This window comes from Dellaglioa sp. CoH-56-MRSF-12 (assembly GCF_056782075.1).
The window spans coordinates 211478-226892 of the sequence record NZ_JBXAYD010000003.1 but is presented as its reverse complement, the minus strand read 5'-3'; the positions used below and the strand labels follow the sequence as shown (position 1 = coordinate 226892).

Annotated in this window: 14 protein-coding genes; 10 read left to right on the top strand and 4 right to left on the bottom strand. The window is 34.6% G+C overall.

Annotated features, from left to right (window positions below):
- Window positions 1–35: 35 nt before the first annotated feature.
- Window positions 36–917, bottom strand: coding sequence for a LysR family transcriptional regulator (locus AC1RPY_RS04735; RefSeq protein WP_481761581.1), 882 nt, complete (start codon window positions 915–917; stop codon window positions 36–38).
- A gap of 136 nt (window positions 918–1053) precedes the next feature.
- Here AC1RPY_RS04735 and AC1RPY_RS04730 point away from each other — a divergent pair, with 136 nt between their 5' ends.
- From AC1RPY_RS04730 to AC1RPY_RS04720, 3 genes are all read left to right on the top strand, one after another.
- On the top strand, window positions 1054–2694 hold the full coding sequence (locus AC1RPY_RS04730) for a malolactic enzyme (RefSeq protein ID WP_481761580.1): 1641 nt from the start codon (window positions 1054–1056) through the stop codon (window positions 2692–2694).
- Window positions 2695–2723: 29 nt separating this feature from the next.
- Complete coding sequence (locus AC1RPY_RS04725) at window positions 2724–3692, top strand: AEC family transporter (protein ID WP_409022066.1); 969 nt, start codon at window positions 2724–2726, stop codon at window positions 3690–3692.
- Between the two features lie 146 nt (window positions 3693–3838).
- Window positions 3839–4429: an ECF transporter S component gene (locus tag AC1RPY_RS04720; protein ID WP_409022067.1), complete on the top strand. Its 591-nt coding sequence runs from the start codon at window positions 3839–3841 to the stop codon at window positions 4427–4429.
- Window positions 4430–4509: 80 nt separating this feature from the next.
- Here AC1RPY_RS04720 and AC1RPY_RS04715 read toward each other — a convergent pair whose 3' ends face one another.
- The 3 genes from AC1RPY_RS04715 to AC1RPY_RS04705 form a co-directional block, all read right to left on the bottom strand.
- Window positions 4510–4887, bottom strand: coding sequence for a hypothetical protein (locus tag AC1RPY_RS04715; protein ID WP_481761579.1), 378 nt, complete (start codon window positions 4885–4887; stop codon window positions 4510–4512).
- A gap of 20 nt (window positions 4888–4907) precedes the next feature.
- Window positions 4908–5603 carry a DNA/RNA non-specific endonuclease gene (locus AC1RPY_RS04710; protein ID WP_481761578.1) on the bottom strand — a complete coding sequence of 232 codons (696 nt, stop codon included), beginning with the start codon at window positions 5601–5603 and terminating at the stop codon, window positions 4908–4910.
- A gap of 89 nt (window positions 5604–5692) precedes the next feature.
- Window positions 5693–6670: a Gfo/Idh/MocA family protein gene (locus AC1RPY_RS04705; protein WP_481761577.1), complete on the bottom strand. Its 978-nt coding sequence runs from the start codon at window positions 6668–6670 to the stop codon at window positions 5693–5695.
- Window positions 6671–6805: 135 nt separating this feature from the next.
- Here AC1RPY_RS04705 and AC1RPY_RS04700 point away from each other — a divergent pair, with 135 nt between their 5' ends.
- From AC1RPY_RS04700 to gatC, 7 genes are all read left to right on the top strand, one after another.
- Window positions 6806–7483: a glycoside hydrolase family 73 protein gene (locus AC1RPY_RS04700; protein ID WP_481761576.1), complete on the top strand. Its 678-nt coding sequence runs from the start codon at window positions 6806–6808 to the stop codon at window positions 7481–7483.
- A 177-nt stretch (window positions 7484–7660) separates the two neighbouring features.
- On the top strand, window positions 7661–8233 hold the full coding sequence (locus AC1RPY_RS04695) for a xanthine phosphoribosyltransferase (protein WP_409022073.1): 573 nt from the start codon (window positions 7661–7663) through the stop codon (window positions 8231–8233).
- A gap of 140 nt (window positions 8234–8373) precedes the next feature.
- On the top strand, window positions 8374–9513 hold the full coding sequence (locus AC1RPY_RS04690; protein ID WP_481761575.1) for a 5-(carboxyamino)imidazole ribonucleotide synthase: 1140 nt from the start codon (window positions 8374–8376) through the stop codon (window positions 9511–9513).
- 144 nt (window positions 9514–9657) lie between these two features.
- Complete coding sequence (pcrA, locus tag AC1RPY_RS04685; protein WP_481761574.1) at window positions 9658–11883, top strand: DNA helicase PcrA; 2226 nt, start codon at window positions 9658–9660, stop codon at window positions 11881–11883.
- Window positions 11884–11917: 34 nt separating this feature from the next.
- Window positions 11918–13939, top strand: coding sequence for an NAD-dependent DNA ligase LigA (gene ligA, locus AC1RPY_RS04680; RefSeq protein ID WP_481761630.1), 2022 nt, complete (start codon window positions 11918–11920; stop codon window positions 13937–13939).
- Window positions 13926–15074, top strand: coding sequence for a CamS family sex pheromone protein (locus AC1RPY_RS04675; protein ID WP_481761573.1), 1149 nt, complete (start codon window positions 13926–13928; stop codon window positions 15072–15074). Before ligA ends, AC1RPY_RS04675 begins: the two co-directional genes overlap by 14 nt.
- Before the next feature lie 37 nt (window positions 15075–15111).
- The gene (gatC, locus tag AC1RPY_RS04670) at window positions 15112–15414 is read left to right on the top strand and encodes an Asp-tRNA(Asn)/Glu-tRNA(Gln) amidotransferase subunit GatC (protein ID WP_409022077.1); all 303 of its coding nucleotides are present in this window, start codon (window positions 15112–15114) and stop codon (window positions 15412–15414) included.
- The last annotated feature ends 1 nt before the right edge of the window (window position 15415 follow it).

Sequence of the window (15415 nt, the reverse complement as noted above, 5' to 3'; positions counted from 1 at the left end):
ATACCTTTATATTTAAGGTATAAGTTATTCTCTTATTAGATAGAAGGATCAATTAAAACGTCAATTAATTTTGCTTGTGTAGGCGTTAAAATATGACTTGTACGATAAACGAGTGACATTAAAAATTTAGGTTGATCTAATTCCGATAAGGGGAGTGAGACTAAATCATCTGCAGCATCCAATGCTAGTTCTGTTAAAAAACCAATACCAACATTTTCGGTAACCATTTTTTTAATAATCTGACTGTCACTTGTTGTATAGATAATCTTTGGTTTGAAATGATTTTTTGTTGTTAACTCTTTAAAAGCGATTGGATGAACAAAACCCTCATTTTGCATAATAAATTTTTCATTTCGAAGTTCAGAAAATTTAACGGATTCTCTTGAAGCAAGTGGATGATGTTTGCTAACGATAATCTTGAAGTGTTTAGATGCAAAATTTCTGGCAATTAAGCGGTCATCTTCTATTGGTTTAACGGAACCTAATAAAGCCATATCTAATGATCCGTTTATTAACTGAAGAAGTAGGGCTTGGGAACCGTTCTCAACTGTATCTAGATGATTAATCAGACCTGAATTAAATAAATTGCTGACAATTTGCGGAAAATAGTACGTTCCTATAATAGGTGGTAATCCAAATCGAACGTGCTCATTTTTAAGTTGGTTAATTTCTTGGTTAGCAATTGTTAATTCTTTGAGAATAATATTAACATGTTCAGCGAATTGTTCACCACTTGGTGTAAAAGAAACTTGATGATGTGATTGATCACGAATAATCAGATTTGTGTCTAATTCAGTTTCTAAGCGTTTCATTGCAGTTGTGATTGTTGGTTGACTAACTGAAAAAAAATGAGCAACTTTTGAAAAATTTCTCAAATTAATTATTTGTTGATAATATTCTAAATCTCGAATGTTCATTATAATCTCCTCTAAATCAACGTTTATAATCCTCATATAAATAATATTTATAGTATAACACATGTTTGACTATAATTTTTAAAGGGGTGTATTCTTGCTCTTGTAAGTTAAAGAGAAAATAAAATATAAAAAAATAATGGAGGAATTAATGATGACAAAAGCACAAGATATGTTAAATAACCCATTTGTAAATAAAGGTACAGCATTTACAATGGAAGAACGTCGTGAATTAGGACTTATTGGTATGTTACCAGCTAAAGTTCAAACAATTGAAGAACAAGCAACACAAAACTACGCACAATATTTAAGTAAAGAAACTGGTCTTGAAAAACGCCATTTCTTAATGGAATTATTCAATGAAAACCGTACACTATTTTTCTACTTAATGGGACAACATGTGGCTGAATTTATGCCAGTTGTTTATGATCCAGTTGTTGCTGATTCAATCGAAGAATACAACGAAATTTATGTAAATCCACAAAACGCTGCATTCTTATCAATTGATCATCCAGAAGATATCGAAGCAACATTAAAAAATGCTGCTGCAGGACGTGACATTCGTTTAGTCGTTGTGACAGATGCTGAAGGTATTTTAGGTATGGGCGATTGGGGTGTCAACGGTGTTGATATCGCAATTGGTAAATTAATGGTTTATACAGCTGCTGCTGGAATTGATCCTTCACAAGTTTTACCAGTTTCTATTGATGCTGGAACAAATAATGAAACATTATTGAATGATCCATTATACCTTGGTAACAAACATGAACGTGTAACTGGTGACAAATACTATGACTTCGTTGATGGCTTTGTCCAAAGTACAAAGAACTTGTTCCCAGAATTGTTATTACATTGGGAAGATTTTGGCCGTTCAAATGCTGCTAATATTCTTGAAAAATATCAAAACGAAATCACAACATTTAATGATGATATCCAAGGTACAGGGATTGTTGTTTTAGCTGGTATCTTAGGTGCTCTAAGTATCACTAAAGGTTCAATTGTTGACCAAACAGTTATTACTTATGGTGCTGGTACTGCTGGTGTCGGAATTGCTAACCAAATTATGGACGAAATGAAACGCGCTGGTGTTTCAGAAGAAGATGCTCGCAAACGTTTCTTCTTAGTTGATAAACAAGGATTGTTATTTGATGATACAGAAGACTTAACACCTGGCCAAAAAGAATTTACGCATAAACGTTCAGAATTTGCTAATGCTGATGAATTAACTTCTTTAGAAGCTGTTGTTAAAGCTGTTCAACCAACTGTTATGATTGGTACATCTACACAACCTGGTACATTTACAAAAGAAATTGTTCAAGACATGGCTTCACATGTTGAACGTCCAATCATCTTCCCATTATCAAACCCTACAAAATTAGCAGAAGCTAAGGCTGAAGATTTGATTGCATGGACTGATGGTAAAGCTTTAGTTGCTACTGGTATTCCAGCTGATAATGTTGATTACAAAGGTGTTACTTACCAAATTGGTCAAGCAAACAACGCACTTATGTACCCAGGTCTTGGATTTGGGATTATCGCTTCAACATCTTCAAGAGTTAATGGCGAAATCTTATCACAAGCTAGTCATGCTTTAGGTGGAATCGTTGATACTACAGCCGTTGGTGCTGCCGTATTACCACCAGTAACACATTTAGCAGAATTCTCACAAACAATTGCTGAAGTAGTTGCCCAAAGTGTTGTTGACCAAAAATTAAACAAAGAAGCAATTACAGATGTTAAAAAGGCTGTCTCAGATATGAAATGGACACCTAAATACTAAAAAAAGCGTAGAGAGAAGGACAATTAATTATGGTATTTTTCCAATCAATTCAAAGTGTTCTAGTTGTTGTTTTGATGATGGTACTTGGATACATTTTACAAGTTAAAGGTTGGTTCGCTGATTCATTTGGTGGCAATATCTCATCATTAATTACAAAAATTGCTTTACCAGCTTCAATTTTCGTTTCTGTTTTAAAATATTTAAAACGTGATCAATTAGCTGCATTGTCAGGTAGTTTACTCTACCCAGCAATTGCTGTTATTATCGGTTACTTAATTGCATGGGCACTTGTTCATATCTTGAACATCAAACCTGGTCGTCGTGGTATCTTCATGAATGCCGTTGTTAATGCAAATACAATTTTCATTGGTTTACCTTTAAATATTGCGTTGTTTGGCGATAAGAGTATCTCATATTTCCTTGTTTACTATATTATTAATACAGTTTCAACATGGGCATTTGGTGTTTTCTTAATTTCAAATGATGATCCAACAAAAGACAAATCAGATAAAACGAAAAAGAAAATTAACTGGGCTAAAGTAATCCCAATGCCACTTGTTGGGTTCATCGTTGCATTAATCTTCTTGGTTCTTGCAATTCCAGTTCCTGATTTTATTAGCCAAACATTAGGTTATGTTGGTGGATTAGTTACACCATTATCATTAATCTATATTGGTATTGTGTTAGCTAAAGCCGGTTTGAAGAGTATCAGATTTGATCGTGATACAGTCGTTGCATTACTTGGACGTTTTATTTTATCACCAATCATTTTAATCGCTGTTATTCTTTTAGGTACACATTTAACTGGTGCAGATTTAGCACCATTATTACAAAAAACTTTGATTGTTCAATCAGCTACACCAATGTTAGCCGTATTACCAATCTTAGCTAATGAAGCACATGGAGACGTTAAATACGCAACAAACATTGTTACAACAAGTACAATCTTGTTCATCATTGTTGTTCCTGTTTTAACGACCCTTATCTCATTCATGTAATATAAAATTTATTTAAAATAGAACGTCACTGATTACCTCTATAATTAGTGACGTTCTATTTTTTTGCATATTAAATGGTAACAATCGTTAAATCGGTTATAATAAGGGAACGGAAGTGAAATGATTAAATTTGTAGGAGTAAGTAGATGAAAACTAATAATAAAACATATCATATGAGTATTTTGGCGTTATTTATTTCAATCATTATTGTTCAAAATTTTGTGCCATTATTTGGTTACATCCCTGTTGGCCCCTTAAGCATCACAACCATTCATATCACGGTGATTGTTGCTGCTTTAGTGTTTGGCTGGAAAGATGGTGCATTTATCGGTGGTGTCTGGGGATTAATCACATTTATCAGGGCGTTTGTGTCGCCAACTAGTCCACTTGCACCCATTGTTTTTACAAATCCACTTATAGCAATTGTGCCAAGAATTTTAATTGGAATTGTGACAGCAGTCATTTTTTACTTTTTATATAAATGGTGGAAAAACAAAACGTTAGCCATGATTATTGCCTCTGTTTTTGGTTCATTGGTTAATACGGTTTTAGTTTTAGGCCTTATCTATCTTTTATATCATGGGCAAGCAGCTAATTTTTATAAAGTTGATATGGCACAATTATTACCATATATTATGGGACTAGTTGTCACAAACGGTATTCCAGAGATGATTTTAGCAGGGATTGTTGCGCCATTGATAGCAAGACCTTTACAAAAAATAGTTCGGAAAAGTTAGAGAACAAAATACACGATGCTAATAGGTAAAAATAAAAAAGTTATTAACAACGAATGATATTTCGCTGTTAATAACTTTTTTTAGTTGAATTTAGAAATAATTTTAGAATCTAATGTTCCATTTTCTAGTGCAATTAATGCGTCGATTATAGGCATATGATGAATTTCAGTATCATCTGCTAGCAGACTACTAGGAATAAAAAAGGTTGTTGAATAGTGATCACCTGCTAGATAATCACCATCAATTGTCTGACCTAAGATACAAACGTCATCCCAGTTCAAAGAGATAGTATCAGGTGTTTTCAAGAAGTTCATTGTTTCTAAAAATTGTGTTTGAAGTGAGCTGCCAGGAAATTGTAAATAGCCATCATTTGTCTGACGGATATTTGAATTAAGTAATAATTGTTGTAGCGTTTGTGGTGCTGAATCTATCAGTTGACTTTTTAATTCTGTGAACATGAATAACACACTCCTTTGAATTAACGTTTATTCAAAATAGTAACATTAAATTTAATATTGCCCCAAGAAGTTGTACTTTTACCTTGCATTTGAATTGCTTTAGGGAAAAGTGACTTACCAGAAAAAATTGGTGTTACCTGATAACGGACATGATCTCCTTTATCAACTGCTGCACGAACTGCGTTTTCATACTTGGTCATGTAGGGTGTGTTAACAGGGTTTTGATATAATGTTGCTAAATTTTCTTTTTTATCACCACTACCACCAAGTTGTCGACCGATTAAATGTCCACGGGAATGAAAATAAGGTGACAGCCCTGACACAAAACCAGTTGGTCGAATTGAAGAATCTGCTGATGACCCTCTAGATTCTAAAGCTTTAACTAAAAGAGCATTGGCCTGAGTAGCACGGCCAAGAGAGTCAAGAGCGCCGTATTTTATCCAACCATTGGCATTATCTGCAAGATCACTTTTTGAAAAGGTTGGCGCACCATTATCCACAATTCCATTAATGGCCTTGCTACTATTAATAGAACTAGTATTTGCTGTTCCTGTCCCATTTTTAACATTGACTGAAGTTGAATTGCCATTTGTTTGTAGCAAATCTTTTACAGTACTAGGTAATTTTCCGCTGAAAAGGGAGACAACTAAAATGACAGCAAGTCCAATTAGATAATTACGTGTTCGATTCTGAATATAACGTTTCTTTCGTTTCATAAAATTAACTCCAACTCTTTTTCTTTTAGTGTAGCATGGAATTAAAAAAAGTTATCAACAATTTCTAGTGATAACTTTTCAGATGAAGCTTATTTTTCAAAAGGATATTTAAAGCCCCATTGTTCACGAGCTTGTGTCATTATTGACATAACATCTGTTGTTTTTTCTAAGAATGGTTTAGGATTTAAATTACCCAAAACCATATCTTGAACATCTTTAATTTCATAATTCATGGCTTGTTTTGTATGGCCGGCAGTGATTTCTGTAGCTGTTCCATCAGATAATACAAGAGCAGCTTTATTAGCTCGAGGATAATCGTAAACAGTAAAGTAACCACCTTCATAAGCAATAATACCCATTTTAGGCATTTTAGCTCTGAATGTTAAGGCAACAGTTGCGAGTTCATTATTGGCATTTTGTAAACTAATCGTTTCAGATTCGTCAACACCTGATTCGAATAAATTCATTGCTGAACCTGTGATTTCTGGTGTGGCTGTCATGAATTGACGGACAAAGGCTAATGCATAAACACCGATATCTAATAATGCGCCACCAGCTAAATCAGGATTGAAGAAACGATTTGTTGGATCAGGATCTTTAAAACTACCAAATGAGGCTTGGACCATTTTTAGTTTGCCTAATTTTTTTTCTTCAGCTACTTCAATAATTTTTTTATAAAGTGGCATATGATAAATAGTCATTGCTTCTTGTAAAATCAAGCCTTTTTCTTCAGCTAAATCAGTTGCTTGTTTAAGTTCATCACTAGTCATGGTGATTGCTTTTTCACTTAAGACGTGCTTGCCAGCTTTAAGTGCAGCCAAGATTGTGTCGATATGGTAGTTGTGAGGTGTCGCAATGTAAACGATGTCAATTTCATCATCAGCTAATAAGTCTTCATAGTTACCATAGGCATGTGGAATATTAAATTCGTTAGCAAAAGTTTGCGCTTTTTCTAAGTTTCTTGAGCCAGCGGCATAGATTTCACCAAATGGTTGATCAAAGTAAGTTGTAAAGCTGTGAGCGATGTTACCAAGTCCAATAATTCCCCAATTTAAATTTTTTGTCATTATGTTCTCCTGTCTCATTTAAGATAGCTCAAGCTTAACAGAAATTTAATAAAAAGAGAAAAAATACGATGGTAATAGATATAGAATTAGGGTAAAATAAGTGAAACAATTAAATGTATAGGGACGGGTGTACTAATGAAAAAGAAAAATGGTCGGGGGATTTTTGTAAAGAACGGTAAAATTCAAGTTGCGAATATTGTTGTTTTAATTTTAATTCTTGGTATTATTACAGTCGTTGTTTCAATGAACGTTCATAAAAAGAATGTTGCTCGAGATGAATCTATTGCGACGTCATTATCAACCTCAAAAATTGAAGCAAGTGAATCAGCAAAAAAAGCAGCAGCAGAAGCTAAAAAACAAGCATTTATTAAGAAAGTAGCACCTGAAGCACAAAAAATGCAAAAAAAATATAAAGTCTTTTCTAGTATTACAATTGCACAAGCTATCTTAGAATCTGATTGGGGAACGAGTTCTTTAGCTAAAGACTACAATAACCTATTTGGAATTAAAGGAACGGGCGCACGTGCAAAAGATTTCAAAACTAAAGAACAAGAAAAAGATGGCACATGGAAGACGGTTACGGCTAAATTTATCGTCTTCAAAGATTGGGACGAAGCAATTATGTCTCATTCGAAATTATTAGCTAATGGAAATACATGGAATAAAACACAATTTGCTGACGTTCTTTCTGCAGCAACTTACGAAGATGCAGCAGCAGCTTTAGTAGTTGATGGGTACGCAACAGATAATGATTATAGTACAAAATTAACAGATATCATTAAACAATATCATTTAGATAAATATGATAAATAAACGGGATTAATGTCAAGTATAATAACGATAAATGAGTAGATTCAAATTGAAATTACCCTTATATTATGTTATTCTTAAGTCATTCAAAACCGGAATGTAGCTTTTTTACTTATACCGAAGTGAAAAAGCTATTTTTATACCCAAAAAAATATAAATAGCAAGAGGAGCGTACCCCACGTGAAACTTTTAGAAGACAGAATTATGCAAGATGGTATTGTATTACCAGGAGATGTATTGAAGGTCGATCAATTTTTAAATCACCAAGTTGATCCTGATTTAATGTTAGCAATGGGTGTGGAATTTGCTGAATTATTCAAAAATGAAAAAATTACTAAAATTTTAACAGTTGAATCATCAGGTATTGCCCCAGCAGTATTCGTTGGGTTACAATTTCATGTTCCTGTTGTCTTCGCACGTAAAAATAAGAGCGTTACGATGCAAAATGATTTATATTCTGCTTCTGTTTACTCGTACACAAAGAAAGTTGAAAATACAATTGCCGTTGCCAACAAGTTTTTAGGTGAAAACGATCGTGTTTTAATCATTGATGACTTCTTGGCAAATGGCCAAGCAGCTGAAGGACTCTTCCAAATTTGTGACGAAGCTAAGGCAGAAATTGCTGGAATTGGAATTGTAATTGAAAAATCATTCCAAAAAGGTGCCGAATTAATTCATGAACGTGGCGTACGTTTAGAATCACTTGCTAAAATTTCATCATTTGATGGTGATCAAGTTCATTTTGAAGATTAAATTAACGAAAAGAGCGCAAAATGTGCTCTTTTTTATTTTCTTATAAAATTGTTAAATTATGGTTGTTAAAACTTGATTGCCCCGCGGGATAACAGTATGATTAAGGGTATAAAGCAAAAGTAGAAAGTAGTGAATATATAGTGGAAAAAAAAGTTATCTTTCCTGGAAGTACATTGGGAATAATCGGAGATAGTCCAACGGGTGCAATGTTGGCTATGGCTGCAAGAAATTTAGGGTTTAAAATCGCAGCATACAGTCAAAATGAAGTTAGTGAGACACTTCAATTAGCAGATTATTCTGTTGTAGGTAAGATGAATGATAAGGATAAATTGAAAGAATTCGCTGAACGAACAGATATTGTGACGTATGAATCTGAACACGTTAATTCAGAAGTGATTGAATATATTTCAAAATATACTTATGTGCCACAAAAGTATAATGCATTAGAAATTATGCAAGACCGCTTGTTGGAAAGAGCTTTTTTTGAACAATTAAATATTAATATTCCACCTTTTGAAACAATTGTATCATTAGAAGATGTGTATAATTCTGTACTTTCAATTGGGTATCCCAGCGTTTTAAAACCAATCCAAAAAGGGTTTGGTAAAAGTTACCAGAGTGTTCTCAATACGCAAACTGATATTTCAGATGCGGCGTACTTGGTTGAACGTGGCACCTATATTTTAGAATCATGGATTCCTTATGAACAAGAAATCTCAATGGTTCTTATCAAAAATGGTAAGGAAATTAATTTTTTCCCAGCTGTTGAAAATAAATATCGTGATCATCGATTACACGAATCAATCGTACCAGCTAACTTAGATACAGAAATTTCTGCTGAAATGCATAAAATTGCCATTAAAGTTGCGGAAAATCTAGACTACACTGGCGCATTAGAAATTGGCTACTTTGTAACTAAATCAGGTGCAATTTATGTTAAACGTGTCGTGCCCGCTATGCATCAATCAGGGTATGTTTTTGATAAAGCAACAAACGTTAGCATGTATGAACAGCATTTACGTGCCATTTGTGGATTGCCACTATCAAAAGTGAAATTCCTTGCACCAACTGTTATGGTGTCATTAAAAGAAGAAGAACGTGCCGATTTAAAGACACAGTGGGTTCTTAAAAATAATTGGTATTACCATTTTTATCGTTACCCTGAAAATCATAAATTAGATCGTGCTGGGCATATTTTGGTTCAGTCAGATTCAGTTCGTGAAGCATTGAATCAAATTGAAGATACAGGCATTTGGGATAAAAAAGAAACAACAAATTAAATGAAATTAGAAGGATGAATCGTTTTGAATCGGTTCGTCTTTTTTTATGAACAAGTTGAGACATATATTCATAAAAATTAAAGAAGTTAAGGCGTTTTTTTGCTATAATAAATAATGACTGATTTATAGAGAGGATTGATTAATTTGACTACTGAAAGCTTATTGAACGGAATGAATAACAAACAAAAAGAAGCTGTCCTAAAAACAGAGGGACCACTCTTAATTATGGCTGGAGCTGGAAGTGGTAAAACGCGAGTATTAACGCATCGCGTTGCTTACTTAATTGAAGAAAAAGGTATCAATCCATGGAACGTATTAGCAATCACATTTACAAATAAAGCATCAAAAGAGATGCGCGAACGTGTTAATAAATTACTTAACAAAGGGGCAGAAGATGTTTGGGTTTCAACATTCCATGCACTTTGTGTTCGTATTTTGCGACGTGATATTGACCAAATTGGTTATAATCGTGCATTTACAATTGCCGACCCAGGTGAACAAAAGACTTTAGTAAAACGTATTTTAAAAGAACAAAATATTGATCCACAAAAATTTGACCCAAGAACCGTTTTAGGAGCAATTTCAAATGCAAAAAATGATTTATTAACAGAAAAAGAATACGCAGAACGTGCTGCAAGTATGTTCGAACAAATGGTAGCTAAAGTTTATACGGCATATCAAAAAGAGTTACGCTCAAATCAAGCAGTTGATTTCGATGATTTAATTATGTTAACTATCCGTTTATTTAAAGAAAAGCCTGAAACATTGGCTTTTTATCAAAATAAATTTCAATATATCCATGTGGATGAATATCAGGATACTAATGAAGCACAATATACCTTAGTAAACATGTTAGCTGAACGTTTCAAAAATCTCTGCGTCGTCGGGGATGCTGACCAAAGTATTTACGGTTGGCGTGGGGCAAACATGGATAACATTATGAATTTTGAAAAAGATTATCCTGATGCTGATGTTGTTAAGTTGGAACAAAACTATCGTTCAACGAAAACAATTCTGAATGCTGCCAATGCAGTTATTGATAATAATACGAACCGCAGTGATAAGAGTCTTTGGACTGATAATAAAGATGGTGAGAAAATTTCTTACTACCGTGGCCAAAGTGAAAATGATGAATCACATTATGTGGTTGAAAAAATTCAAGAACAAATTAAAGATAATCACTTAAATTACGGTGATTTCGCCATTTTATATCGAACGAATGCACAGTCTCGTGTGATTGAAGAGACATTCTTAAAATCAAGCGTTCCTTACAAAATGGTTGGTGGACACAAATTCTACGAGCGATTGGAAATTCGAGATATCTTAGGCTACATTCGTTTAATTGCTAATGATCAAGATTCAATGAGTTTTGATCGTATTGTAAATGTCCCAAAACGCGGTATCGGTGCAAGTAGTGTGGACAAATTACGTGAATTTTCAGATATGAATAATTGGACAATGCTTGAAGGTGCTGAAAACTCAGCGCTTGCTAATATTTCTGGTAAAGCTGAAAAATCATTACAAGAATTTGCCACAATGATTCGTGGATTACAAAAAATGCGTGAGTTCTTGAATGTGACCGAGTTAACAAAAGAAATTTTAAAACAATCAGGTTATGAAGCTAATTTGAAAAAGACGAAAACGATTGAAAATGAAACGCGACTTGAAAACGTTGAAGAATTCTTGTCTGTAACTCAGCAATTTGATGATCGTTGGGAAGCTGAAGAAGATGATAGTGACCGTTATGTTGATTTCTTAGCTGATTTAGCACTAGTTTCTGCACAAGATGATATTGAAGAAGAACCTGAAGAAGTCACATTGATGACATTACATGCCGCTAAAGGACTTGAATTTCCAGTTATCTTTTTAATGGGATTGGAAGAAGGCATATTCCCTCTTTCTCGTGCCATGTTAGAAGATGATCAACTTGAGGAAGAACGTCGTTTAGCATATGTCGGAATTACTCGTGCTGAACGCAAATTATATTTAACAAATGCTTTTTCAAGAATGTTGTATGGTCGTCGTCAAAGTAATCAAGCTTCACGTTTCATTGGTGAAATAGATGAGTCATTACTTGAATTAGATAATCAAACGGCAGCACCATCTCGTAATTCATCGTATTCCAATCAACGTGCGACGGCGACAACATACCGTCGACCTGCTAAAACCGTTGAACGTGATAATGGTACAGGTGCTGATGCAGTTGTTTGGCGTATTGGTGAAAAAGTGGAACATAAAGCTTGGGGTACTGGGACAATCGTTAAAGTTTCAGGATCAGGTTCGGATGCTGAACTTGATATTGCTTTCAAAGAACAAGGGATTAAGCGTCTGTTGACAGCTTTTGCACCAATTACAAAAAAAGTGGACTAAATAAAAGGAGGGTTCAAGTTTGTCAAATCAAGCCATAACATTGGAAGAAGCAACTAATAGAGTGAATCAATTAAAAACTGACTTAATCAAATGGACGCGTCAATATTATGTCCTTGATCAGCCAACAGTTGAAGATCATGTTTATGATGAACACTACCTACAACTAGTAGAACTTGAAAAAGCCTTTCCTAATTTAGTGACACCTAATTCACCAACGCAACGTGTTGGTGGCCAGGTACTGCCTGGTTTTGAAAAAGTTTCGCATGAAGTACCAATGCTTTCATTGGGGGATGTCTTTTCCATTGAAGAACTATCGGAATTTGATCAACGATTACAAAAATCAGTTGATGCTGAGGTAAGTTACAATACTGAACTCAAAATTGATGGATTGGCCATTTCGTTAACATATGAAAATGGTGTATTCGTTAAAGGATCAACTCGTGGAGATGGCACAATTGGTGAAAATATTACTGAAAATCTTAAAACAGTCAAATCAATTCCACTAACATTGACGGAACCCATTTCAATTGAAGTTCGTGGAGAATGTTACATGCCAACAAAGGCGTTTGTTGCGTTGAATAAACGTCGCGAGGAAGCTGGAGAAACGGTATTTGCTAATCCTAGGAATGCAGCAGCAGGTAGTTTACGACAATTAAATACAGCTGAAACGGCTCAACGACAATTGAGTACATTTATCTATTATATAGTTGATCCGGATGTCAAAACTCAAAGTGATGCGTTAAAACGCTTGTCTAAACTTGGATTTAGAACAAATACTGAATCACGTGTTACGAGTGATATGACAGAAATTTCGGCATACATTAATGAATATCAAGCAAAACGTCATGATTTATCTTACGATATCGATGGTATTGTTATTAAAGCAAATTTATTCACGATTCATGATGAAGTTGGTAATACGGTTAAAGTTCCAAAATGGGCAATTGCCTATAAATTCCCGCCAGACGAGCAAGAAACTAAAGTTCTAGATATTGAATGGACGATTGGTCGAACAGGTGTCGTAACACCAACTGCAATCATGAATCCTGTGCAGTTAGCGGGAACAACAGTTTCTCGGGCATCATTGCATAATGGGGATTTACTGAAACAAAAAGATATTAGAATTAACGATACGGTTAAGTTGCATAAGGCTGGGGATATTATTCCAGAAATTTCTGAAGTTGTCTTAGATAAACGACCAGAAGACAGTGTTGTGTATAGTTTGCCAACGAACTGCCCAGTTTGTGGAGCAATATTAGTTCATCTGGATGAAGAAGTTGCATTACGTTGTATCAATCCAAAATGTCCCGCACTCATTAAAGAGAGTCTGGCACATTTTGCTTCTAGAAATGCGATGAATATTGATGGACTAGGGCCTAAAATTGTTGAACAATTATTTGAAAATAAGTTAATTAGTGATGTTGCAGGATTGTATCAGTTAACTGCCGATCAACTGTTAACGCTAGATAATTTCAAAGAAAAATCGGTTAATAAATTATTAAATGCAATTGATATTAGCCGACAAAATTCAGTGGAACGCTTATTATTTGGACTAGGAATTCGGCATGTTGGAGCTAAGGCTGCTCGATTGGTTTCAGCCGAATTTAAAGATATTCATCAATTAATGACAGCAATTTCCGAAGATATTCTCGTCATTGATTCAATCGGACAGGTGATTGCGGATAGTCTTGTGACTTATTTTGCCAATGACCAAGTTCGTGAATTGATTGATGAACTGGATAATGCGCAAGTTAACTTAACCTTTTTAGGCAAAACAACTGCTGAAATTGCAGAATTAGCTGAAGGTAGTCCCGTGATGGATAAGAAAGTTGTCCTAACGGGAACACTTGATCAGTTGAAACGAAGCGATGCTAAAAAATGGCTTGAAGCAAATGGTGCTTCTGTTGTTGGTAGTGTTTCGAAAAAAACAGACCTATTAATTGCCGGGCATGATGCTGGAAGTAAGTTAACAAAAGCGAAGCAACTAGAAATTGAAATTTGGGATGAACAACAATTTATCTCAGTTATGGAAGGAGTGTCATATGAAAAAAATTAAGATTGGACTTATGTTAAGTTTCTCGTTAATTTTCTTAGCAGCCTGTGGCAATGTTGCCTCATCAGGCTCGTCGGGAACCTCTAAAAATACATCAAGTTCTGGTTACCAGACAACTGGCCAAACAAGTGATAGTAACTATGAAGGTGTCATTAAAGATGGTAAATATTTAACAAGTAAATCAAGAGGTGTGGCACTCACACAAAATGACAATGTCTTGAATTTAAAAAGTTTTGAATCTGGTCTGTTAGATTTATCTAAAGATCAATTTGCTACTGACAGTTATATTTTCCAAGAAGGACAATATTTAACAAAAACGACTGTTCAAAGCTGGTTAGGACGTGAATCAAGTGCTAATAAAGACGGATTAAACCCTAAGAGTAATGGTAAAACGGGTGAAACAGACCGTAATCCCATGTATGTACAGCAAGTTGAAGAACAAGATTTTATGACAAAAAAAGGCAGCAAATTATCACTCTCGGGTATCTCGGTAGGTATCGGAATGAACTCAGTTGATTATTATCAAAAAGAAGAATATGGGGCTGAATATAAAACCGTTATTTCTGATGCAACAATGAGAGAAAAGGGTAAAGAAGCTGCTAACAAAGTGGTTGCTCGTCTTCGTAAAACCAAAGGAATTAGTGATAGCGTTCCAATCATGGTGGCAATGTACAAGCAAGCACCAAACGATAGTTTAGTTGGCGGTAGTTTCTACGCCTACGCTGTGAATAAGAATGGTAAAACGACGATTGATAATTGGGATGATGTTTCAATTAAGAGTTATACGTTCCCAACGACATCGACGGCCACATCACCTAATACAAATGATGAAACGACATTTACGAATTTTAAAACTGAAGTTCAAAGTTTCTTTCCTAATTTAGCAGGTGTAACAGCACAGGTACAATATAAAAACAAAGCAATTACAGGGATGCACATCAATATTACAACTCAATTTTATAGTGAAACAGAGATTATTAGTTTCACTCAATATTTATCAACAACGGCCGTGAAATATTTAGCATCAGGGATTCCAATTGACATTACTATCAAAGGTAGTGATGGGACAATGCAAAGTTTCCTTGCCAAAACAGCTAAAGAAAGCACATACTATACGCATGTATTTACCAGTTATTAAAAAGAAATTAATTTGAATTTTGAAGGGATGGTTTTGAATGTCAATTAGTAAAGAAGAAGTCAAACATGTCTCAGAGTTAGCTAAACTAGAACTCAGTGATACAGATTTAGAACTATTTACCAGTCAATTAGATGATATTATCGGAATGGCTGAACAATTATCAGAAGTAGATACAACAGGCGTTCCAGTAACGACACATATTACAGATGTTCTCAATGTGATGCGTGAAGATGTCGCAGAAGAAGGAACAGATCGAGACTTACTCTTTAAAAATGCACCGGATAGTGAAAATGGCCTTATTAAAGTGCCAGCAATTATTGATGAAAGTGAGGAAGCTTAAG

Bases quoted from the DNA above. Each gene is read 5' to 3' on its own strand.
- AC1RPY_RS04735 (WP_481761581.1), bottom strand. From the start codon at position 917: ATGAACATTCGAGATTTAGAATATTATCAACAAATAATTAATTTGAGA.
- AC1RPY_RS04730 (WP_481761580.1), top strand. From the start codon at position 1,054: ATGGAGGAATTAATGATGACAAAAGCACAAGATATGTTAAATAACCCA.
- AC1RPY_RS04725 (WP_409022066.1), top strand. From the start codon at position 2,724: ATGGTATTTTTCCAATCAATTCAAAGTGTTCTAGTTGTTGTTTTGATG.
- AC1RPY_RS04720 (WP_409022067.1), top strand. From the start codon at position 3,839: ATGAAAACTAATAATAAAACATATCATATGAGTATTTTGGCGTTATTT.
- AC1RPY_RS04715 (WP_481761579.1), bottom strand. From the start codon at position 4,887: ATGTTCACAGAATTAAAAAGTCAACTGATAGATTCAGCACCACAAACG.
- AC1RPY_RS04710 (WP_481761578.1), bottom strand. From the start codon at position 5,603: ATGAAACGAAAGAAACGTTATATTCAGAATCGAACACGTAATTATCTA.
- AC1RPY_RS04705 (WP_481761577.1), bottom strand. From the start codon at position 6,670: ATGACAAAAAATTTAAATTGGGGAATTATTGGACTTGGTAACATCGCT.
- AC1RPY_RS04700 (WP_481761576.1), top strand. From the start codon at position 6,806: ATGAAAAAGAAAAATGGTCGGGGGATTTTTGTAAAGAACGGTAAAATT.
- AC1RPY_RS04675 (WP_481761573.1), top strand. From the start codon at position 13,926: ATGAAAAAAATTAAGATTGGACTTATGTTAAGTTTCTCGTTAATTTTC.
- gatC (WP_409022077.1), top strand. From the start codon at position 15,112: ATGTCAATTAGTAAAGAAGAAGTCAAACATGTCTCAGAGTTAGCTAAA.